The 22342-nt window shown below is 40.4% G+C and carries 17 protein-coding genes and 2 pseudogenes; 10 read left to right on the top strand and 9 right to left on the bottom strand.

Annotation, left to right across the window (positions count from 1 at the left end; translation table 11 throughout):
* Positions 1 to 104 precede the first annotated feature (104 nt).
* Both LC608_RS01735 and LC608_RS01730 read left to right on the top strand, forming a co-directional pair.
* Entirely contained in the window at positions 105 to 2168 is a 2064-nt protein-coding gene (locus LC608_RS01735; protein WP_229551873.1) for a thioredoxin domain-containing protein, read from the top strand.
* Between the two features lie 10 nt (positions 2169 to 2178).
* Entirely contained in the window at positions 2179 to 2805 is a 627-nt protein-coding gene (locus tag LC608_RS01730) for a molybdenum cofactor guanylyltransferase (RefSeq protein ID WP_308189820.1), read from the top strand.
* 92 nt (positions 2806 to 2897) lie between these two features.
* Here LC608_RS01730 and LC608_RS01725 read toward each other — a convergent pair whose 3' ends face one another.
* On the bottom strand, positions 2898 to 4403 hold the full coding sequence (locus LC608_RS01725; protein ID WP_229551872.1) for a family 10 glycosylhydrolase: 1506 nt from the start codon (positions 4401 to 4403) through the stop codon (positions 2898 to 2900).
* Between the two features lie 270 nt (positions 4404 to 4673).
* Here LC608_RS01725 and LC608_RS01720 point away from each other — a divergent pair, with 270 nt between their 5' ends.
* On the top strand, positions 4674 to 5609 hold the full coding sequence (locus LC608_RS01720; RefSeq protein WP_229551871.1) for an ABC transporter substrate-binding protein: 936 nt from the start codon (positions 4674 to 4676) through the stop codon (positions 5607 to 5609).
* Positions 5610 to 5710: 101 nt separating this feature from the next.
* On the opposite strand, the pseudogene LC608_RS01715 reads toward LC608_RS01720, so the two are convergent.
* Positions 5711 to 5842, bottom strand: a pseudogene (locus tag LC608_RS01715) (IS5/IS1182 family transposase); the annotation flags it as partial.
* 168 nt (positions 5843 to 6010) lie between these two features.
* Between LC608_RS01715 and LC608_RS01710 the strand changes: the two are divergent.
* Positions 6011 to 6127, top strand: a pseudogene (locus LC608_RS01710) (IS1 family transposase); the annotation flags it as partial.
* 156 nt (positions 6128 to 6283) lie between these two features.
* On the opposite strand, the gene LC608_RS01705 reads toward LC608_RS01710, so the two are convergent.
* The 5 genes from LC608_RS01705 to LC608_RS01685 form a co-directional block, all read right to left on the bottom strand.
* Positions 6284 to 6721 carry a hypothetical protein gene (locus LC608_RS01705; RefSeq protein WP_229551870.1) on the bottom strand — a complete coding sequence of 146 codons (438 nt, stop codon included), beginning with the start codon at positions 6719 to 6721 and terminating at the stop codon, positions 6284 to 6286.
* Between the two features lie 112 nt (positions 6722 to 6833).
* Positions 6834 to 7802, bottom strand: a complete 969-nt coding sequence (locus tag LC608_RS01700; RefSeq protein ID WP_229551869.1) for an FTR1 family protein — start codon at positions 7800 to 7802, stop codon at positions 6834 to 6836.
* Between the two features lie 107 nt (positions 7803 to 7909).
* Positions 7910 to 8344 carry a bacterioferritin gene (locus LC608_RS01695; protein WP_229551868.1) on the bottom strand — a complete coding sequence of 145 codons (435 nt, stop codon included), beginning with the start codon at positions 8342 to 8344 and terminating at the stop codon, positions 7910 to 7912.
* 198 nt (positions 8345 to 8542) lie between these two features.
* A complete protein-coding gene (locus LC608_RS01690; protein WP_229551867.1) occupies positions 8543 to 9580 on the bottom strand; it encodes a helix-hairpin-helix domain-containing protein in 1038 nt (345 codons plus the stop codon).
* A gap of 172 nt (positions 9581 to 9752) precedes the next feature.
* Positions 9753 to 10778, bottom strand: coding sequence for a multicopper oxidase domain-containing protein (locus tag LC608_RS01685; protein ID WP_229551866.1), 1026 nt, complete (start codon positions 10776 to 10778; stop codon positions 9753 to 9755).
* 683 nt (positions 10779 to 11461) lie between these two features.
* On the opposite strand from LC608_RS01685, the gene LC608_RS01680 reads away from it, so the two are divergent.
* The 5 genes from LC608_RS01680 to psb27 all read left to right on the top strand — a co-directional run bounded on the left by LC608_RS01680 (position 11462) and on the right by psb27 (position 16994).
* Positions 11462 to 11653 (top strand): CbtB domain-containing protein, encoded by a 192-nt coding sequence (locus LC608_RS01680; RefSeq protein ID WP_229551865.1) that lies wholly within the window; start codon positions 11462 to 11464, stop codon positions 11651 to 11653.
* Between the two features lie 279 nt (positions 11654 to 11932).
* Complete coding sequence (locus LC608_RS01675; protein ID WP_229551864.1) at positions 11933 to 13102, top strand: hypothetical protein; 1170 nt, start codon at positions 11933 to 11935, stop codon at positions 13100 to 13102.
* Positions 13103 to 13204: 102 nt separating this feature from the next.
* Positions 13205 to 15151: a glycosyltransferase family 39 protein gene (locus tag LC608_RS01670; RefSeq protein WP_229551863.1), complete on the top strand. Its 1947-nt coding sequence runs from the start codon at positions 13205 to 13207 to the stop codon at positions 15149 to 15151.
* A gap of 56 nt (positions 15152 to 15207) precedes the next feature.
* On the top strand, positions 15208 to 16353 hold the full coding sequence (gene cofH / locus LC608_RS01665) for a 7,8-didemethyl-8-hydroxy-5-deazariboflavin synthase subunit CofH (protein ID WP_374108354.1): 1146 nt from the start codon (positions 15208 to 15210) through the stop codon (positions 16351 to 16353).
* A 236-nt stretch (positions 16354 to 16589) separates the two neighbouring features.
* The gene (gene psb27, locus LC608_RS01660; protein WP_229551862.1) at positions 16590 to 16994 is read left to right on the top strand and encodes a photosystem II protein Psb27; all 405 of its coding nucleotides are present in this window, start codon (positions 16590 to 16592) and stop codon (positions 16992 to 16994) included.
* A 132-nt stretch (positions 16995 to 17126) separates the two neighbouring features.
* Here the strand turns inward: psb27 and polA are convergent, their stop codons facing one another.
* Positions 17127 to 20066 carry a DNA polymerase I gene (gene polA, locus LC608_RS01655; RefSeq protein WP_229551861.1) on the bottom strand — a complete coding sequence of 980 codons (2940 nt, stop codon included), beginning with the start codon at positions 20064 to 20066 and terminating at the stop codon, positions 17127 to 17129.
* A gap of 197 nt (positions 20067 to 20263) precedes the next feature.
* On the opposite strand from polA, the gene LC608_RS01650 reads away from it, so the two are divergent.
* Entirely contained in the window at positions 20264 to 21133 is an 870-nt protein-coding gene (locus LC608_RS01650) for a Cof-type HAD-IIB family hydrolase (protein ID WP_229551860.1), read from the top strand.
* Between the two features lie 179 nt (positions 21134 to 21312).
* Here LC608_RS01650 and LC608_RS01645 read toward each other — a convergent pair whose 3' ends face one another.
* Positions 21313 to 22068 carry a DALR anticodon-binding domain-containing protein gene (locus LC608_RS01645; protein ID WP_267870925.1) on the bottom strand — a complete coding sequence of 252 codons (756 nt, stop codon included), beginning with the start codon at positions 22066 to 22068 and terminating at the stop codon, positions 21313 to 21315.
* Positions 22069 to 22342: the final 274 nt, after the last annotated feature.

The raw sequence follows: 22342 nt of genomic DNA, 5'->3' as shown, positions 1-22342 counted from the left end.
ATAATTCGTTCGTAGGATTTCTTGCTTATCTACATACCCGTCTAGCCTAAGACTCCTGAGAAGAGGATAGACTGAGCAAAGAAGGCAACTACTTGCATTTAATCATGACTAATCGCCTTGCTGAAGCTAAGAGCCTCTATCTCCGCAAACACGCCGAAAACCCGATTGATTGGTGGTCTTGGTGTGATGAAGCACTTGCAACTGCAAGGGCGCAAAATAAACCGATTTTTCTCTCCATTGGCTATTCTAGTTGCCACTGGTGTACTGTCATGGAAGGCGAGGCTTTTTCTGATATTGCGATCGCTGACTACATGAATGCTAATTATCTTCCCATCAAAGTAGACAGGGAAGAAAGACCTGACCTCGATAGCATCTACATGCAAGCTTTGCAGATGATGAGTGGTCAAGGGGGTTGGCCTTTAAACGTATTTCTTTCCCCAGAAGATTTAGTGCCATTTTATGCTGGTACTTATTTTCCTGTAGACCCGCGCTATGGTCGTCCTGGATTTTTGCAGGTGTTGCAAGCTCTTCGCCGTTATTACGATACCGAAAAAGCAGAATTACAGGAACGCAAAGCCTTAATTATTGAGTCGCTCCTCACATCTGCGGTGTTACAAGATGGTACAACAGATGAGCTTGAAGACCATGAATTAGTCCGCCAAGGTTGGGAAACCAGCACAGGTGTAATCACTCCTAGTCAATCTGGCAATAGCTTTCCGATGATTCCCTATGCAGAATTAGCACTGCGGGGAACTCGATTTAATTTTGAATCTCGCTATGATGGCAAGCAAGTTTGTACCCAACGGGGACTAGACTTAGCGCTGGGAGGGATTTACGACCATGTGGGCGGTGGCTTTCATCGCTATACTGTTGACGCTACTTGGACAGTACCCCACTTTGAAAAAATGCTCTACGACAATGGACAGATTGTGGAGTATATAGCTTCTTTATGGAGTGCAGGAGTACAAGAAGCAGCCTTTGAGAGAGCAGTTGCCGGTACTGTACAATGGCTGAAGCGGGAAATGACCGCACCTGAAGGTTACTTCTATGCTGCTCAAGATGCCGACAGCTTCATTGAACCCACGGCAGTAGAACCAGAAGAAGGAGCCTTTTACGTCTGGAGTTACAGCGAACTTCAACAATTGTTAACACCTGAAGAGCTAAAGGAATTAGAACAGTTTACGGTAACACCTAACGGCAACTTTGAAGGGCGTAATGTCTTGCAAAGACGCTATTCTGGGCAACTGAGTGCAACGGTGGAAACGGCTCTGAGCAAGCTGTTTACCGCTCGCTATGGCGTTAGTTCTGAGTCTTTAGAAACTTTTCCTCCGGCTCGTAACAACCAGGAAGCAAAAACCACTAACTGGCCAGGTCGCATTCCCTCAGTGACAGATACGAAGATGATTGTCGCTTGGAATAGCTTGATGATTTCTGGGCTAGCTAAAGCTGCTGGGGTTTTCCAAGAACCGTTATATCTGGAATTAGCAGCACGAGCGGCAAATTTTATCTTGGAAAATCAGTTTGTCGATGGACGTTTTCAGCGACTTAACTATCAAGGAGAACCAACCGTTTTAGCGCAGTCTGAAGATTACGCCTTTTTTATTAAAGCTCTGCTGGATTTACAAGCTTCCAACCCTGAGCATAAGCAATGGCTAGAAAAAGCGATCGCTATCCAAGATGAATTCAACGAATTTCTTTGGAGTGCTGAATTAGGTGGTTATTATAACACATCAACTGGCTCTAGTCAAGATTTAATTGTGCGGGAGCGGAGTTACGTTGATAATGCTACACCATCAGCTAATGGAATTGCGATCGCTAACCTTGTTCGTCTCGCCCTACTCACCGATAATCTAGATTATTTGGATTTAGCGGAGCTTGGTTTAAAAGCTTTTAAGAGTGTAATGCATCGCGCTCCCCAAGCTTGCCCCAGTTTATTTACAGCGTTGGATTGGTATCGTAATTCTACCTTGATTCGCAGCACCACTGGGCAAATAAACTCTCTGATCCCCAAGTTTTTACCAACGGCTGTGTTTGCCATAACATCTGATTTACCAGAGAGAAGTGTTGGGTTAGTTTGCCAAGGTTTGAAGTGTCTTGCACCAGCAGAAAATGTAGAGCATTTATTGCAGCAAGTGGAGAAAAGTCAAAATAGGGGAGTAGGGAGATAGGGAGTAGGGAGTGGGGAAAGTTGAAGAAGGGAGTAATGTTAGTTTTACGTGCTGTAAATTAACAGCAATTGTATTAGCAGGCGGTAAGAGTTCTCGGATGGGTCAAGATAAAGCCTTGATTCCCATTCAAGGAGTGCCGTTGTTAGAGCGAGTTTTTGGGATTGCTCAAAGCTGTGCTGATGTTGTTTATATAGTCACTCCCTGGCCAGAACGCTATCAAGACTTGCTTTTGCCTAGTTGTCAGTTTATCCGAGAAGTACCTTTATCTGGAGAATCTCTAGCCCACGGGCCTTTAGTTGGGTTTGCCCAAGGGCTAGCCGAAGTGCAAACAGATTGGGTACTACTGCTAGCTTGCGATTTGCCGAGATTACGGGTTGAGGTGTTGCAAGATTGGGTAACTAGACTTGATAGCGTGGGAGATAATGCGATCGCAGCTTTAGCTCATCATCCCAAAGGTTGGGAACCTCTGTGTGGTTTCTATCGCCGTAGCTGTTTGCCACAACTTCTAGAGTTTATCAACCAAGGGGGGCGATCGTTTCAGCAGTGGCTTCAGCAATATCCTGTAGAAGTTTTGCCCTTAGCAGAACCCGAAATGCTGTTTAACTGTAATACACCAGAGGACTTGGCTAAGAGTTAATTGAAGAAGAATACAGAATTCAGAATCAATTAGTGGGAGATGAGGGGAATTTTCCTTCTGAATTCTGACTCCTGACTCCTGAATTCTGCTACTTACCGACTGCGACAAAATTTGCGATCGTTATCATTCTCAGGATATTGCCAAGAATAGGCAAAATGGCTAACTCCCTTCAGTTGGGGGGAAAATTTGCGAAGTGCCTGCATTTGCGCTTCTAGGGATGGACGATTACTAACAGATTCTCCCCATTTGCCTGCTAAAGCTGGGATTATCTGCGTACCCGGTTTTGCCATACTCAAAACTCGTTGCACTTGTGTCACAATACAACTGACATTACCGCAATTCCCATAAGCCATAGGATGCCACTGTAATGAAGTGGGGAACCGATCCCAAGGTTGCAAACGGGAATCATACCCTTGTCCTACAGTTTGGTTGCCATCTGGGAAAAACACTACTCCTGTGGGAATACCTTGCTGCTTTGCTGGATAACTGGCTATGGTGACAAAATCTAAAATTCCTTGCATAGCGTGGGCAACAGCAAGCTGCCATAATTCCCATTGTAAAAGCGGCTGTCTATCGGTTGCAGACAGGATTGATTTTTGCGCTGGTGAGGGAATGCGTCCTTGCCACAGAGGTTCCCCTTCTTGAGGATAAAGTTTATCAACTTCCGCTATATCTCCGGCGCCGACGAATCCCTTACTCAAAAAGCGCCGAATCAATTCCTGCCCTTTGTAATTTAGTGCCCGTTTAAATAAAGCTTCTTGGGTTGCAGGACTAAATAGCCATAAATCTGAAACTTTGGTGGCGATGGAATCACTTCCTGCTTGTCGGGGATAGCGCACATAGTCTAATAGCAAGCCATCTGGGCGACGGCGTAAAATTTCTTTTACTAATTGGTAGTAGTCGCGTTTTGCTTGCAAGTTGTAGGGGTCGATAAATAGTTGAGAGCCGTTATCTACGACATATAGGCTCGTCTGACCTTTGCCATTACGAGCGATCGCACTTTCTCTATCTCGGCGTTGGGCGTAAGTATAGCCGAAATTGGTCGTAAACATCCAGGCGTAAACCTTTAAACCACGTTGCCGACCTTTTTGAATTGCTGTGGCGAGTAAATCGGTGTTTTCTGCTCCTGGGGTGCGAATTACAGAAGGCCAAACCGTCGGGTTAGCTTTTGCTGGCAATAATGCCTGCCCGTCAGAAAATACTTCTAAATAAACTTGGTTATAGCCACGGTTGACAATCCGATCCATAATCTGATCAATTGTTCCTGGCTGAACGTCACAAGGATACAAGCGCAACCAAATGGCTTGTATTTGCGGCCAAGTCCGCGTGCGGCACTCCTGTAATTCCTGTGCCTGTTTTTTTAGAATGTTTTGATAGCGGGTTTGGGCATCTGGTTTGCCTTTGAGGGCTGACAAACGTAAGTTTTCTTTTTCTTGTGCCGCCGTTGATGATAATTGACAATACTGGGTTTGGGTTACTTGTGCCCTTGCCGGTTCGCTTCCAAAGTTGGGGAGCAACGAACTACTAGTGAAAACAATAGCGAATAGACGCCGCCAAAATAATGTTGATCTTGCAACGTTCAAGGAATGGTTAGACATATCTAGCAGTAGATGGACACAATAATCATCGACCCCAATTCAGATAATTGTGGACAATATTATGTATATAATTATACATTTAAATAACGGGGGTTTTTAAACCTATTTTTTTAAGACTACTAAAGGCTTGTTTGTGTTGCTGAATTTTTTGATAAAGACATAAAACATTTGAATACACACCAAGCTTAGTCTGTTATTGGGTAGATTTTGCCTGTACCTTAGTTAGTGAAAATCTGCTTATGGCATTCTTACCCCAAAAGGAATTTTAATATGCATCGTCGTTGGCTTTTATCTGCTTTAGCACTTTTGATGAGTATATTTTTAGCTGCTTGCACGACTGCAACCACTCAGCAGCCACTAACAAAAATCATAAACCCTACTGAGACGACAAACACAAATTCTCAGCAATTACCAAAAGGAGCAGCAAAAAGAGTTGTTGCTCTTTCTCCTCTTTCTGCTGATATTATCTCTCGACTCGATCAAACAAAAATTGTTGGCATTACTGGTAGTAAATTATTTAAGGATGACTCAAGATTTAAGGAGATTCCCCGTGTTAGTGAAGGGCAAAGTGCGCCAAATTTAGAAAAAGTGGTAGCACTCAAACCAGATTTAGTTATTGGTGCAGAAGGTTTTTCTAACATTCCAATTCAAAAACTTCAGCAGCTAGGAATTCCGACTTTTCTAACTAAGGTGAATAATTGGGAATCTCTAGAAGAACTTACTAAAATACTTGCTAAATCAATTGACGCTGATCCTCAGCCTTTGTTAAATCGTTACAAAAGTTTCTTGCCAGAAAAGCCAACTCAGGGTTTTTCTACTCTAGCGCTGGTTAGTCGTCAACCAATTTTAGCGCCGAATAAAAATAGTTGGGCAGGGGATTTGCTGGCGAAATTCCAGGCGAAAAATATAGCAGCAGATTTACAAGGCAAAAGTCCAATTGGTGGCTATGTGACGCTTTCGGCTGAGAAAGTTTTAGAAGCGAATCCAGAGGTGATAATTTTGGTTAATCCCCTACAAGGGAATTCGGAAGCAGCGCTTTTATATTCGTTGAAAAAGGAAGCTTTTTGGCAACAATTGCAAGCAACTAAAAATAACCGAGTCTATGTGTTTGATTATTATGGTCTGGTGAATCCAGGTAGTATAGATGCAATTGAAAAGGCTTGTCAGCAGCTTAAGCACGCGTTGTTTGTAAAGCAGGGCACTTAGCTCGTCTTACTAATGCCTGTACCCAACAGTAAGACAAGATGAATTCAACAATTACTCTAATTACTTCAAAATTAAAATGAGTTTGAAACTACTGCAAAACATCTTTGCCGTTCTTTTTTCTTTTTCTCATCAGCTTTGACTAACTCAACTATTAACTCAAAGGTTTGACGGCTTACTCCAGTCATACGCTTAAATTTGCTTGAAGTAAGCTGTTTCGCTCTCCAGAATTTTACTGCTTATTATTGTCCTAATAAAAAATTTATAAACTTTTTATTGTATCACAAAAAACTTTTGCAAGAGTTCTATTAAACCCGTAATGCTTGATTATGATTGCTGTTTCTGTTTCGGAAAGTCCTTATGCGGAAGTTGACAGCCTTTCGTAGACTTGTTCAGTAGATAATTTAGCCCGACTACACCGCAAAACATTGTGCTATTCAAAGTCAGTAGATATGCTGAAATATTCAATTCGATTATTACTTCATTATTTGAAGTATTGGGAAATACCCGTATTGAATTAAATCATCCCGCATTTATGCAACGCCAAAAATCATTAACCAATTTATTTTTCAAGCATTCTTTGCACTCAAGATTCTCACTCTGCAACACTCAATACTTTTTATTGCAAAGCAGTTAAATAAGGGCGGTTTAGCTTTATCAACAAATCTAAAAACTAGCTATTTACAATATTGTTGAAGAAGAGATACAGCTAATTCAAAACTATTAGGTTGAGTTTGTACTGCATAAGCTTCTCTCTCTAAATCTTGTCGTTTGACATCGGTATAACGTTTAAAAAATGGTCTAGCATAATTGATTGGTTGAATGTCTAAGCCTAAAGTTTTGATTTTTCCTTTTCCGGCACATACCTGCGCTGCATGAACAGTTTCATGGATTAATGTTTGAGTCCCAATACCTAACTCAAACACTATGGGATTAATCCAAATTTTTTTGTCAGCTTCTCTTAGTAATCCATAAGCTCCTCGCTTTGGTGGTAGTGCAATGATTACCTGAAACCCTTTTTTTTCTAATTTATTTTTTAAATCTAAAAATTTTGCTTCTGAATTAGGTATTTGAGAAAGCAACAGTAAGGAATTTAATATAAAAGTTTTGCTCATTGCCTAATCCGCTCTAGGAAAGCTTTGGTTACTTTGTGTTGGTGACAAATGCCGATCCTTAAGGTGATTCCCAGTCATAAATAGACTGGGAACAAGGCAACTGACTATGCTTTTAATCTTTTGCAGAACTAATTGGTTTTTGACCAAAGGGGATATTTTTTTTACCTTCAGGAAAACCACCTCCAAGGCTGCGGAAATACAGTCCTCCAATGGTGAGTAAAAATGCCACATATCCCACTGCTTGCACAAGATAGAGATTGTCTCTATAACCAAATAAAGATTTGAGAATAATGCCAGGAAACTGTTCGTCAGGTAAGATTGTGGAAGTATTTGAAACCATTGGCCCCAAAATACAGGAGTGGACTTTTGTAAAACGTTCGTAATAGAAACAAAGTCCTTCTGTGGCGCGACTGCTAAGGGCAAGGTTAGCCACTGCTTCGTCAAAGTGTTTCAAGGCTGAAACTACTAACCCAGCGACAATTAATACTAAGAAAACGCCCATTACCTGGAAAAACTGGCGGATGTTAATTTTGACACCCCATTTAAATAGCAACACCCCAATGGCAGATGCCGTTACCAAACCACCAATAGCACCCAAGGCTGGCATTAATCCCTGTTGAAAATTAGCGGCAACGAAGAGAACAGTTTCAAAGCCTTCGCGGACAACGGCAATTAAAATTAAAGTAAAAACACCCCAACCAGCATTTGAGTTTTGTGTCAGTGCTTGTGTAACTGCTCCTTCAACTGTAGCTTTCATAAATCTGGCTTGTTTAGTCATCCAGATTAGCATCCAACTGAGCATTGCGATCGCTAACACACTAAACACACCCTCCAACGCTGGCTCAACTACAGTGGTGTATTGAGGATTCGCTGCTCCTAGTATTTGAATTATCGAACTGAATAGCACGCCTATTAAGGCACTGACGACAATACCAACGCCAATACCAGCATATACCCAAGAGTTGAGCCGGGATTGTTTAGCTTTTTTCAGTAAAGCTAGCACAATCCCAACAACAAGAGCAGCTTCTACTCCTTCTCGGAGCGTTATTACAAAAGTAGGTAGAGCAGTACTAAAATCCATCTTTTATCCTTTGTCTTTTCTCCTTTGTCATTAGTCCTTTGTCCTTTTTCATTTGTTTTTGGCTAATGACTAATGACTAAGGACTAATGACTAATGACTAATGACTATTAACTAAAATCGCGTAGCATCTTTTTGAGTTCGAGATTATGCATCTCTTCTTGCCCAATCATGCCGCGAGCGAATTCTTCAAGATAAATGCTGGCATTGGTAACAGTATCAAGCAGATTTTTATACAGATCCAATGCCTTTTTTTCGTGGGATAAGCTTTCTTCTAAGATATCCTTGACTTTATGCTGGTAGGTTTCTTCCATTGGGGCAATTTTCAAGGACGGATGCCCATCTAAACCGGTGAGAATTTCTCCCACTTGTTCAGCATGAAGTAAAGATTCACTTGCCTGTGCTTTGAAAAAAGCCACGATTGGAATACGGTTAGGGCCCGTCACCATCAAAGAATAATGTGTATAACGCACTACACCTGCTAGTTCAAATTCCATGATGGAGTTCAGCAAGTCAATGGTCTTTTTATGGTCAAGTTCTTGCATCAGTTGTTAGTTCAAGTAACGAATGGAGTGTAATTAGTTAGGAGTTACGAGTGAGGAGTTGGAAGTTAGGAGTTAACAGTTCGGGATTCATAACTAACTCATAATTCATAACTCCTAACTCTTGTACAGACGCGATTAATCGCGTCTCTCCTAACTATTTTAAACTCCTTACCATCTGCTTCCCATTAAAAGAAAGTGTTATCGCTGTGCTTGGGTATTGGATTTGTCAACCACTTTTTGAGAGTTTTCCTCAATGGTTTTCACTAGCTTGGTAACATCACTAGGTGTTTTGACTGCTTTTGCTGGTGGGATGGCAGCAGGCCAAACTTTTATGAGTTCAGCGAAACTAGTATCGATCGCTTTGTGTGCTTCGGGATCTGCTTGAGCTACTTGACTAGAAATTCCTTTGTATAAATCATTGGCGTAAACCACAAAACCACGGGAGTCTTGATACTCAATTGGGGCGGTTATTTTACTATCTGCGATCGCTGCGCCATATTCGGAGTTGGCTGAATCTAGTAGTTCGTTAATTACCTGTAGCACAAATCCTGGTTTTGAGCGTTGATCTGCTGGTAAAGCTGCGATCGCGGAATCAACTGCTTGCACTGAAGAAGTAAAATTAGTTTTAACTTTGCTATCCTTCGGACTAGATTTCACTAAATCTTGCAAACTTACCAATGTTGTCTTAAATTCTTTGACTTTGCGCTCATTAAGTTGATCTTCTACATCAACGTAAATCTCTTCAACTGGATGTCCAATATGAGGTTCTGCCTGTTTCGGCTGATTCTTATCCAGCAGTTCTTGTGCTACCAAAAGATGTCCTTTCATTAAGCCTAATTTAGACATATAGTCAACATCTTTTGCCTCACCCGTGAGTGCTACTTCTTGAACACTAACCTGGTCTTTAATTTGGTCAAACTGCTCTTGAGTAATTACTTTTTTAGTGACTAAATCTTCTGGGCTACCATAAGGACGACTTGCCTGGATTTTGTTCGATAAAGCCGGAACACCTAGTTTTGCTTCAAACTTATCTAATTCTGACAATATAGCACTGTTAATGTTAATTTTTTCTTTGCCACCGTGGCCACTGTGAGTGTTACTACTTACTGCCTCTGTCGTTGGAGGGCTAGCAACTGGTGCTGATGGATTTTCTGCGCTTGGTGTACCACTACAGGAACTCAAGGTAACTATTAAGGCTGCTGCTGCTGTTAAACAGATATAACGAACTTTTATCATCTTTGCTCCTCGCACAACTAAAAAAGGTATTAATTGAAATATTTCAAACTACTACTAGAAGCTAGCTTGTTTGACACATTGTCATAGATTTTACTGTCTCATATAATGAGATTTTTTATCAACTATTTATCTAAGACTTTAATAAACTAATTACGAATTACTAATAATATTGTCACGATTTTTTAACAGGATTTTGAGAGCTACTCTCAGCAAGTACTTCAAATTGACCCATGCAACCGTTTTCTGCGATCGCATCTTGATGGGGATGGAACATATACTTACCTGGGTAGCGAAAAGCAAATTCCAAGATGTGCCTTTCTGCGACACCCATCGTAATCACATCAGTTTTCTCGCTAGGAGTCATACTCATGCCATTGCGATAGACATCAAAAAAGTTGGCATGGAGATGAAACGTCACCGCCGGATCGTATTCAATGATGTTGAGAACATACAACCGAATCAACTGATCTTTGTAAATGCGAATCGGGTTATGCATGTAATAGTGGGGCAGACCATTGAAGGCGTAATAATCATTATGGCTATCATCATTCACATCATACCCACCCATCACCAGTACGATTTCATCAGCCGGGGGACGGGGAGTAGGTGGATCGATGATGAACATGCCGTACAGCCCCTTAGCGATGTGGCGGGTGACTGGTTCAATATGGCAGTGGTATAAGTGAACGCCATAAGGTTCAGCATCAAATTCATAAATTGTGGCACTACCATTGCTGATTGGGCGAATACCATCCATTTCTGCCGGATGAACGCCATGAAAATGCAAAGAGTGAGAATGTCCCGCATTGTTGAGAAATAGTACCCGGATGCGATCGCCCTGTTTTGCCCGTAGCGTTGGCCCTGGTATGCGACCGTTTAAATCCCAGATGTTGTAAGATACAGCACTATTCAGTTTTATTATGGAAGTACCCGCAGTTAACTGAAATTCCCTGATAGTCCGCCCATTTTCTTGCTTTACCGTCCCATAGTCAAAATCCCTTAACATCTTCATCGGGTTAGTAACGTCGTCTGGTGCTTCCATACTGAATGGTGGCACTTTGACGATTGACTTACTTTGTAGATTTAGCATCTGCCAAAGTCCGGCTGCACCAGTCACTCCAGCACCTGCTAGTCCCAGCTGCAATAATTGACGGCGGCTCCAAGGTTTTCCGTTACCTAGAGCGAAGTTGTTGGGCATGACATTCAGTTACGGTTAGCGCCAAAAAAGAATTGCAAAAGATTTTCAATTGCTTTTAAATATTAGATGAATTAATAATTATTGTCAATAATTTTATAACGCTTCAAATATAGTTAGTTAAGTTGCTAAAGCTAGAATCAGTCCCTGAAAAATATAGCCAATTATTTTATTTTTACCGTATTTATACGCCTATTCTATGTATAAATGACACTTAAATAAAACTAACTTTTCATACCTATTCCTGATATACTTATTTGCTTCAGCAGTACTTTAAGTACAAACAATGAGTATAATAGCACCTTTAATATAAAACCTGTTGGTAATCTGTGGCATATTTAATTGGCTTAGAAATAATATCAATTGCATTTCAAGGAATTTTGGATGTTTGGCAACATGACCAATTTTAAATTTTAATCTGTTACCTTCGTGTTATCAGCTTTGAAAATGCCATCATTCAAATCCATGTGTCATTGTTTTGTTATTTGTATGGACTTTATGTGGAAATTTCTGTCTCATGATCAGTCGATCTTCAAAAGATAGTATAGTATTCACTAAAGCCCACTTACCCAATACATTTGATACACACTTGTCAAAGACAAAGTTGATCGTATATCTTTTTGCAATCAAGCGGCATAATGCCCTTTGATTGATGAATTACCCGAATTTATTATAGGAGGTCAAAAATGACTACTTTTTCTCATATTTCAGTATTGCAGAAGACCGCAGGTATTACCTTATCCAAGCCTGTGCAGGTAACGCTTTATATGTTGCTATCTTCTTTAGTTATCTGGACTGTTTTGTTCTCCACCTATCCTGCGGCTCATAACACAGCACACTCAGCGCGTCACCACACATTAGGCGTTGCATGTCACTAAATTATCATAATCCCAAGATTTTTTAGAATGCTTTGACATCTAACGAAATTACGACGCTAAAATAGCGCAAATTTCGCGCCAGCCTTTTTGTTTGGATATACTTTTAGGTTTTGTAGAGATGCTTTATTTACCATCTCTACATCACCTTAACTGGATTGAAAATAGTGTCTAATTTATGACTAATTCTTTGATTTGAATTTTTTACTTTAACTTTCATCAACTGCTATTTAAGTTTCAGTTGCCAAAAGTACATGAGTTTTACATATACCGTAAGTTTTTATGAAAAAATATCGGCTTTTTGGAGTTATCAGCGCTGTTTGTATTACTTTATCAATTCTTTATTCCTTTGTAGGGAATTCCCAAATTCCTACATCCAGAGTGCTACTCTCCACCAACCCACCTTTAGAACGTATTCTCCCCTTTGAAGCAGGAGCAGAAAAACCGCAATCTCCTGTTACCCTAAAGTTACAAGCTGTTAATGCTGCGGGTAAACCATTAGAAAATACCAAAATTAGCTTACAAATTTTGACGCCTAATCGGAATCCTTGGTTAACAACAGATTTTCCCATTGTTGAGGGAACAAAATTGCTGCAAATTGATGCTACTGCACCTGATGGAAAGCTAGAAATTCAGCAGATATTACCCATCCGTGGTAATTACCAACTGCTCGTAAATGTGTCACCTTTGGTAGCAAATGCCTTTGCCCCATATCAGCAAAGTTTAAATCTGAATGTCCGGGAAAATCCAATTAAATATAAATATTTTGTTGTTATTGCAGCTATCTTGCTATCACTTGGATTGCTGGGTGGTTGGGTTATTGGCGGACAAGAAGAACTCCAACAAGGAGAAATTGCACCACAGTCAGTCAGCCTTTTATTAAGTGCATTGACAGTGGTAGCTATAGTAACCCTATTAGTTATTAACATTAGTGCAGAAGTTGCTGAAGCTCATAGCAGCGAACACCATTCAAATAGTACTGAAGCGATCGCACCATCATCTCAAAAATCCCAAGGATTGGAAATTAACCTTGAGGGAGATAAAAACGCAACTGTCGGAAAACTTGCGAATTTAGCGCTACAGGTGAAAGATAGCGCAACTGGACAACCTATCAGAGATGTAGCGTTACAGGTGAAAGCGATCGCCCTTGAATATAATTTAACAGTCTTTGATTACAAAGCTATTCCTGACGAACAAGGGAAGTTAACATGGCTAGAGCAATTTTTTGATGGTTCACCCCACAAAATCGAGGTGGAAGCAACTCCTCTACCAGGATCTAGCCGTCAATTTGCACCAGTGAAGGTAGCACAAGAAGTTGAAGTTGAAGCGATCGCACCACCAACTTATATCCGATTGATTGGTTTATTTTACTTTACAGCCTTTGTTGGCATTGGTATGGCGATCGGATTGCTAATACAGCACCGACAGACACCGCAAGCAAGGGAAAATTAGTGAGAATTCCAGCCAATATAACAATGTGTATTAAGTAAGCGGCTTCAGGCTATATTACAATTACCACAGCAGAAATTATATTTAAAGTGGGTAATATTATTGATGTTTATATTTTTACCTCTTATTTCCTTAATTACTATTTTTTTATTAATTAATAAAAAGCGTAACGATTGGCGTGAGGCGCTGATATTAACAATTACTTACTGGGGAATTTTACTCACTGTAATCACAGAATTTTTGAGTATTTTTAAATTAATTACTTTTGGCTGGATATTGGTAACTTGGGGATTGATATGTATCACATTAATTTATATATACTTTCGACTAAATCACCAAATAATTCCGAATCCAGAGCAAAGAAATTCTTCTCAAATAAACAAAAATATTAAAGTTAAACCATTAATAAAATTCTTGTTATATGGCATAGGTTTCGTTGTAGCAACAGTTGGATTAATTGCTATCATCGCACCACCCAATAACTGGGATTCTATGGACTATCATATGAGTCGTGTTGTTTATTGGATACAAAATCATACCGTTGCTCATTATCCAACAAGTTATACCCCACAGCTATATCAAAACCCTTGGTCAGAGTTCGTGATTTTGCATTTTCAGCTTTTAAGTGGTGGTGACTACTTCGCTAACTTAGTCCAATGGTTCAGTATGGTTGGCTGTATTATTGGAGTGTCATTAATTGCAAAACAACTAGGAGCAGATTTACGAGGTCAAGTTTTCTCTGCGGTTGTAACAGCAACAATTCCTATGGGAATCTTGCAAGCTTCAAGCACTCAAAATGATTATGTAGCTGCATTTTGGTTAGTTTGCCTTGCTTACTACTTACTATCAACTATCCAAGCAGGGAAAAGCAATATTTGGACGAATTCATTTAATATTGGTAGTAGCACGGGATTAGCTATTTTGAGCAAGGGAACTGCTTATTTTTATGTATTTCCCTTTTTAATTTGGTTTGGTTTTTACCTGGTTAAACGCTTACGCTGGCAAGCATGGAAGCCTGCTTTGATAGTAGGAAGTATCTCTTTGTTGCTTAATGTTAGTCACTATTTACGCAATTATAATTTATTTGCTTCGCCACTTGGTGAAGCGAGTGGCTATCGTAATGAAATACTAGGTGTTAATATACTCATTTCTAATATCCTGAGAAATATTGCTTTACATATAGGAACACCCATTGGTTTCTGGAATGGAAAAGCGAACAGATTAATTCAACTTATACATACATTCATCGGTGTAGATTATAACGATCCTCGGATAACTTTTTCCCAGACATTCTTTGTACCAGGAGGTTGGTCAACAATTGGGATAACTGGTAATGAAAATAGTGCTGGTAATTTATTACATCTAGCACTAATAATGATATGTATAATTATTTTTCTAACTCGAAAATCTCTTCGTAAAGAAAGTTATATTTTTACTTATCTCATTGCTACTGTATCTACATTTTTGATATTTTGCTACTTGCTAAAATGGCAAGTCTGGAATAGTCGTCTGCATTTACCTTTGTTTGTCCTAATTTCTCCATTTGTAGGTGTGGTGTTATCTAAACTTAAACAGCAAAAAATAGCAATTTTCATAGTAACATTTCTGCTAATCTCATCATTACCGTGGGTGTTTTTTAATAGGTACAGACCTATTATTGATAGCAACAATATATTTCAAACGCCTAGAATTGAGCAGTATTTTAGTAATAGACCATTCCTCAAAGGTACTTATACAGGAGCAGTTGAGTTTTTAAATTCCAAAAAATGCTCGAATATTGGGCTATCAATGGGAAATGACTCTTGGGAATACCCCTTATGGATACTTTTGCAGCAAAATAATCAAAAATTACTTAAAATTCAACATATTAATGTTAATAATATTTCGTCGAGTTTAGAAAAAGAGGCTTCCTATAAAGATTTTGAGCCTTGCGGGATTATTTCAATGGAAACTAAAAGAAGTAAACAAAAGAAATCTCAAAAAATTAATTTTAAAGACAAAACTTATGTCCGTTCTTGGGATTCTCCAGAACTTGGTGTATTTATTAAGTAGAATTTTATTATTTACAAGCTCCTAAAATTAAGATTTACCCAGAAGTTAAGAAAGTAATGCTGACAAAAATTACTGTTGAAAAAATTCTTGACCGTGCCTTGATGGGATACGACTTATCTCTCGAAGAGGGAATAGTGTTGTTACAACAAACAGACGAGGAGGCGATCGCAGCGATACGTGATACATCTGACAGACTCCGCCACACCCAAGCAGGCGATACGGTTACATACATAATTAATCGTAATATCAACTTTACTAATATTTGTGAGCAGCACTGTAGTTTTTGTGCATTCCGTCGAGATGATGGTGATGCCGGTGCATACTGGTTAGATTCGGCGCAAATTTTGGAAAAAGCGACAGATGCAGTGCAACGGGGCGCGACGGAAATCTGTATGCAGGGCGGATTAAATCCACAAGCACAGATAAATGGTAAATCTTTACCCTATTATCTCAAGGTCGTGGAAACCATTAAACAGGAATTTCCTCAGATACATTTACATGCTTTTTCTCCCCAAGAAGTGGAATTTATCGCCAGACTTGATGGACTTGGGTATGCTGATGTAATTGCTGCTTTGCGTGATGCTGGTGTTGACTCAATGCCAGGAACAGCAGCTGAGGTGTTAGACGATGAAGTAAGGCGGATATTGTGTCCAGAGAAGATTAACACAGCCACTTGGCTAGAAATTGTTAGCACTGCTCACAAATTAGGCTTGCATACCACCAGCACCATGTTATCTGGGCATATTGAAACCCACGAACAGCAAATCGGGCATTTCGAAAAATTGCGATCGCTCCAACAAACCGCCATTAATCAGGGATATCCAGCAAACATCACAGAGTTTATTTTATTACCCTTCGTTGGGCAAGAAGCGCCCAAACCTTTACGTCGCCGTGTCGGACGCGATCAACCAGTTTTGAGTGATGCATTGCTGCTAGGCGCTGTGGCGCGGATTTACCTAGGTAATTGGATTCCTAACCATCAGCAGAGTTGGGTAAAACTGGGGCTTGCAGGTGCAACAGAAGCCTTAGTTTGGGGTTGTAATGATATCGGCGGCACATTGATGGAGGAGCATATTACCACAATGGCAGGTGCTTTGGGCGGTACGTGTATGGAAGTGGAAACTTTGGAAAATGCGATCGCTTCTTTAGGAAGACCTTACCAACAACGCAATACTCTTTATCAAAAAGTCATTAGTCATTAGTCATTGGGCATTGGTAATTGGGAATTGGTCAATAATTAATAGACTTGTCGCCTAATAAAGGTTTTGAATTTTTTGAGCCAGGCAAAGCAAGGGTTTCAGACACTAATTTTTTATAACGCGACAAGTCTAATAGTTATTCTTCCCCTACTCCCCCTGCTCCCTCATCCCCCACTCCCCATTCCCCAAGTTACCAATCCAAGATACGATGGACGTTGATTTACGTATTCTTTTACTTAATGCATATGAAGCGCTATTGGTCGCGTTTGCTTGCGCTGGTTTTGGTTGTATCTATCGGCTTAATGGGCTGTTCTGGCAGTCCAGATAGTTTGACTGGGGATTATCGCCAAGACACCTTAGCTGTGGTCAATGTTATGAGACAAGCTCTGGATATATCACAAGATTCACCAGAAAAAGCAGCAGTTCAGGCAGAAGCACGTCAAAAAATTAATGACTTTTCAGCTCGCTATCAGCGAGTTAACTCTGTTTCTGGTCTTGGCTCCTTTACAACCATGCGAACAGCCCTCAACTCCCTGGCTGGACACTACAGTTCTTACCCAAATCGTGCCGTACCCGAAAAACTCAAAACTCGTTTAGAGAAGGAGTTACAGCAGGTAGAATTATCGCTCAAGCGTGGCGGTTAATTCTTAACTATTGCCTACTCCATCATCAGGAGTCAAGAGTCGATACTTTTGACTCTTGATTATCTTGATTAATTAAATTTTCAACTCAACTAATTGACACTTTTCTAGTTAAAAGCCTTGTCAAAGTTCAACTTACTTCGTCTCCATCCAATTTTCACCAACACGCGCATCCACCAGCAACGGCACACTTAACTGGACTGCGTTTTCCATCACCGACTTAATTTGCGGTTGTAATTCTTCCCATTCATCAGGGGGAATTTCAAACACTAATTCATCGTGAACTTGCAACAACAAACGCGCCTGATAGTTCTTCAAAACCTCATGCAATCTCACCATTGCAATTTTGATAATATCAGCGTTAGAACCTTGAATTGGTGCATTAGCAGCAGAGCGTAGTAAACCTGCATCATAGGCACCCAAATTTTTCAATTTACTCAGTTCAATATCTTCTGGGTTACTGCCTTTTAATTTGCGTAAACTGTTATTAGTAAAGTCAAAATAACGACGGCGACCGAAAATAGTTTCTACATAACCAAGAGCGATCGCTTCTTTTTTCATTCGCTCTAAATATGCAAATACTTTCGGATATCGTTCATTAAACCGCTTAATGAACTCATTGGCAATAGTCTTATCTATCCCAGTTGAGCGCGAAAACCTTAGAGAACCCATTCCATAAATCACGCCAAAATTGATAGTTTTTGCCATCCCTCGTTCTTCTGAGGTTATATTTTCTTTTTCAAACACTAACCGCGCCGTCACAGTGTGAACATCTTCATTTTGCTGATATGCTTGCACTAATATTGGCTCTTGACTCAAATGAGCCAAAATCCGCAATTCAATTTGTGAATAATCAGCAGCCACCATTAACCAACCAGATTCTGGCAAAAACGCCTTACGAATTTGGCGACTAAAAGCTGTACGAATGGGGATATTTTGCAAATTCGGATTAGAAGAAGATAACCTACCAGTTGATGTTGCTGCTTGATTAAAATCAGTATGCACTCGCTGTGTATCTGGACGCACCAATGCAGGTAATGCATCAACATAAGTAGACTTTAATTTAGATAGAGTGCGATACTCAATGATCGCCTCAACAAATCCAGTGTTATCATCTTCTTGGAGTTTTTCTAGTGTTGCTGCATCTGTAGAGAAGCCCGTTTGAATTTTCCGAGAATGTCTAGTACTTAACCCCAACTTTTCAAACAAGATTTGGCTCAACTGCTTAGGTGAACCCAAATTAAAATTTTCCCCAGCTATTTCTGTTGCTTCCTCTTTTAACCTGGCTAGCTCAGTTTCTAAATGCTGTGAAAGTTCTTGTAAATATGCTGAATTAATGCGGACACCCGTGTATTCCATTTCGGCTAAAACCGCTTCTAGTGGCTGTTCCACTTCCACTAATAGCTTAGACAAAGTTGGAATTTTGTCCAGTTCTTCACGCAATTTCGACACTAAGCCAAAGGTAGAATAAGCATCCATACCGCAGTAATCTGCTACGGCAGGAATATCTATATCAGCGATAGTTTTACCTTTAGGAACTAAATCCAAATAACTTTTCGCTATTAATCCCAAATATCGCTGCGACAAATCCATCAAATTATGACTTGAATCTGGATTTAAAATGTAACTTGCCAGCATGGGATCAAACACTACTCCCGCCAAATTAATTCCTTGACACTTCAAAACTAAGCGGTCAAATTTGGCATTCTGTAAAGCTTTGGGATAATCAGCACTTTCGAGAATTGGGCGTAATCTTTCTAGCACCAAATCTTTATGCAGATTTTCCCCAGTTTTGTGCCCCACAGGAATATAAGCTACTTCATCTGGTTCCGTTCCCCAACAACAACCAATTCCTACTAACTCAGCATCTCTTGGTTCTAAAGCTGTAGTTTCAGTGTCCCAAGCAACAGGAGTCTCTGGGTTAGTAAATTGTTGCAATAGTTTCACTAACTCAGTTAATTTAGCTTCAGTGTTGATGATGCGTGGTGTAATTGGGGAAGTAGATTGTTGTGTAACTGTTGCTGTATCAGTAGCACTGAAAAACCACAAATCATTATCTTCATCAGCACTGAATTTTGAGTCACTATTGGGATTAATTGCGTCTATTTTGGCTTCTTGGATTTCTTCAACTTTGCCACCAAAACGTTGTTGAAGGTCGTTAATTTTACCTAAAAAAGACTTGAATTCTAATTTTTCTAAAATTGGTGCTAAAACGTTTGTATCAAAGCCTTTTAATTTGCAATTTTCTAAATCAAATTCTATAGGAACATCTAAAACTATGGTTGCCAAATAGCGAGACTTCTCGGCATCTTCTTTACCAGTTGCCAGTTTTTTCTGAGTTGCGCCTTTAATTTCATCTAACGCAGCATAAACACGATCAAGTGAACCATAAGTATTTAACAGCTGCACTGCTGTCTTTTCCCCAATTCCCTTGACACCAGGAATATTATCTGATTTATCACCGCAAAGTGCTTTAAAATCAACAATTTGTGAAGGTAAAACCCCCATTTTTTCTTTGACTTGTTCTGCTTCAAATTCCGTAATGCTATTTGTAGAGCGTTTTAGGGCATCTGGACTAAAATTCAGAACAGTGATTTCTTTGTCAGAGTCGATTAGTTGAAATAAATCGCGATCGCCAGTGAGAATCTTCACCCTATACCCAGCAGCAGTTACTCGTTGTGATAATGTTCCCAAAACATCATCTGCCTCATAACCAGGGGCAGTGAAAATTGGTAAATTGAAGCCATTGAGCAACTCATGCAGGTTTTCTAAGTCGGGAATGAAGTCTTCTGGCGTTTCTTTGCGATCGGCTTTATAAGTATCGTCAGCTTCATGGCGAAAAGTGGCCTCACCCAAATCAAAAGCGATCGCCATTGCTTGGGGCTGTTGTGTTGCCATTACCTCCAGCAGGCACTTCACAAAACCAAAACATATACTGGTAGGAATGCCCGTTTTTGTACGCAGCCCTCCATCTCGCCCTTTGGCGAAAGCAAAGTATGAACGATAAGCCAACGAGTGTCCATCTACGAGGATGAACGTGGGGCGTGGTGCGGTTGCAGAAGTAATTTCAGACATAGCCCTATTTTAGCCAGAAGCTTCGTTACATAGTTAGCAATTTCAGATGCTAGTTCAGCTTTGCTTTGGCAACAATAGCGTAGTTTTTGCGTACTAAGGGACTTCTAAATAAAAAACGTCCAATTATTTTTTCCACTACTCACCACAGGCTGCTAGAGCCTGTTAACCTCTAACTGGAACTTAAAATCTAGGAAATTATGCAGAAAGCATCTGCTACACACTTGGCATCTACTGATCATCAGGCTGCTACAAAAGATATTAAACTATTAGTTTTGGATATAGATGGCACGATCGCTGGACACTCTAACACCATCAGCGAACCTGTAAAGCAAGCTATTATTGCAGCGCAAGCACGAGGAATTAAAGTGGCGATCGCTACAGGTAGGATGTATCGTTCAGCCTTGCGCTTTCACCAAGATATCGGCTCTACCCTACCATTGATGGCCTATCAAGGAGCCTGGATTCAAGATCCGATCACCCAAAAAATTCATCGCCATTGGGCTGTTTCCAGGGAAATCGCCCACCAGTTACTCGACTATTTTGAACAGCCGGAGTTGCGATCGCTCCTATCTGTCCACTTCTACATCAACGATCAACTATACGTCCGTGAAGTAACCAGAGAAACCCAAATTTATGCAGAACGTTCTGATATTACCCCGATTCCCGTGGGTGATTTGCGCCAAGCCTTAACGAACGAACCAACAAAAATTCTCGCTTTGTCTGATGACACTGATGTGATCGACAAGCTATTGGGGAATTTGCGCCGTCAGTATACACCTGCTGAACTTTATCTGACAACATCTGTTGCTACCTTCTTTGAAGCAACTAACGCCTTTGTGAATAAAGGAACTGCTGTGCGTTACCTAGCCGAAGAATTGCTGGGATTAGAGTTAGCCAACGTTATGGCAATTGGCGATAACTTCAATGATGTAGAAATGCTGGAATATGTTGGACTTGGTGTAGCTATGGGCAACGCACCAGCAGGAGTGCAAGCGATCGCGCAGTGGGTAGCTCCCAGCGTAGAGGAAGATGGAGCAGCAGTAGCAATTGAAAAGTTTTTGCTGTAATGAGGGCAATTTTTCAAACCTAACCCATATAAATCAGAAAGGACACCGACGACTGGCCGTGTTTCGTCTCGGTGCCCTACCTGGTTCGCTCCTCACACACCTGTTAATGTAGCTGAGGAGATGCATTGAGTCAATAGATATATAAAAGTTTTTATTTTTGCCTAAGCGACATTACCGATTCATAACTCCAAAGGCGCAAAAACACCCAACTTTTCCTCCAGCACAAATCTTAATACTGACTGAGTAGCCATAAGCAATCCGAGTCTGGCTTGGGCTAACTCTGGTGAAGTAATTTTCACCTCACCCCAAATCCGGCAATTACACCAAAACTTTTCAAAAGCTTCGCTCAAACTCAGCGCTACTTTTTCCCATTTCAGAGAACCCTTAACATCAGGGCATTCTATGTTGTCTACCACTTGTATTAACTCACCAATTAGACGACGCTCATCTGGGTGATTTAGCCGCAGTGTTCCGTCACCATTGAGCCAAGGTAAAGGGTTAGGAGAGATAACACTCCAAAAAGCTGGACTAGTATTTGGAACTAGTTCTCTAAGTTTAATCAATCCCTCTCGGTGAGCCAGAAGCACTAGCGAACAGCAGCGTGCATGGGCATATTGAACAGCAAACAAATTGAGCATTGGGCATTGAAAAGAGGCAGAGGGGCGGGGTGCAGGGTGCAAAGGGGAATGAAGAGGCATACGGGCGGGGTGCAGGGTGCAGAGGGGAAAATTCTTCTCCCCTGCTCCCTGCTCCCTGCTCCCTGCTCCCTGCTCCCCTGCTTCTTCCCCACTCCCCTCTACAAGACTTTGTAACCAAGTCGCTAACGTCGAGTGAGTTAATTCAAAATGTATCAAACCAGGGGGAACTATTTGGATGCTAAAAACGTCTCCACAGATCCCTGATATATCTGAGGCGATCGCACTGGCAAGCTCCATCGCTTTTCGATTCTGAGATTTTGATAGTCCCAAAGACACACTTGAGGTGTATAAAATTCTATTATTATCTCTACCTTTGTGTAGAGGAATTTTCTCATCTCTTATGCGTTTATTTTCTGCTTTATAAGTATCAATGCTTAGTGATTTTATTAAATAACTGTACACTAACTGTTTAATTGACGTATATTTGCTAACTTGTATTTTATGATGCACGTAATATTATTTAAATCATCATGTAAGATATATTTGTTACTTTTCTGTCATCTATCGTGCG

The sequence above is a fragment of the Nostoc sp. XA010 genome, from assembly GCF_020829625.1.
Taxonomy (GTDB): Bacteria; Cyanobacteriota; Cyanobacteriia; order Cyanobacteriales; family Nostocaceae; genus Nostoc.
Note: the sequence above shows the minus strand (reverse complement) of the source record. Positions and strands in the feature narration are given on the sequence as shown.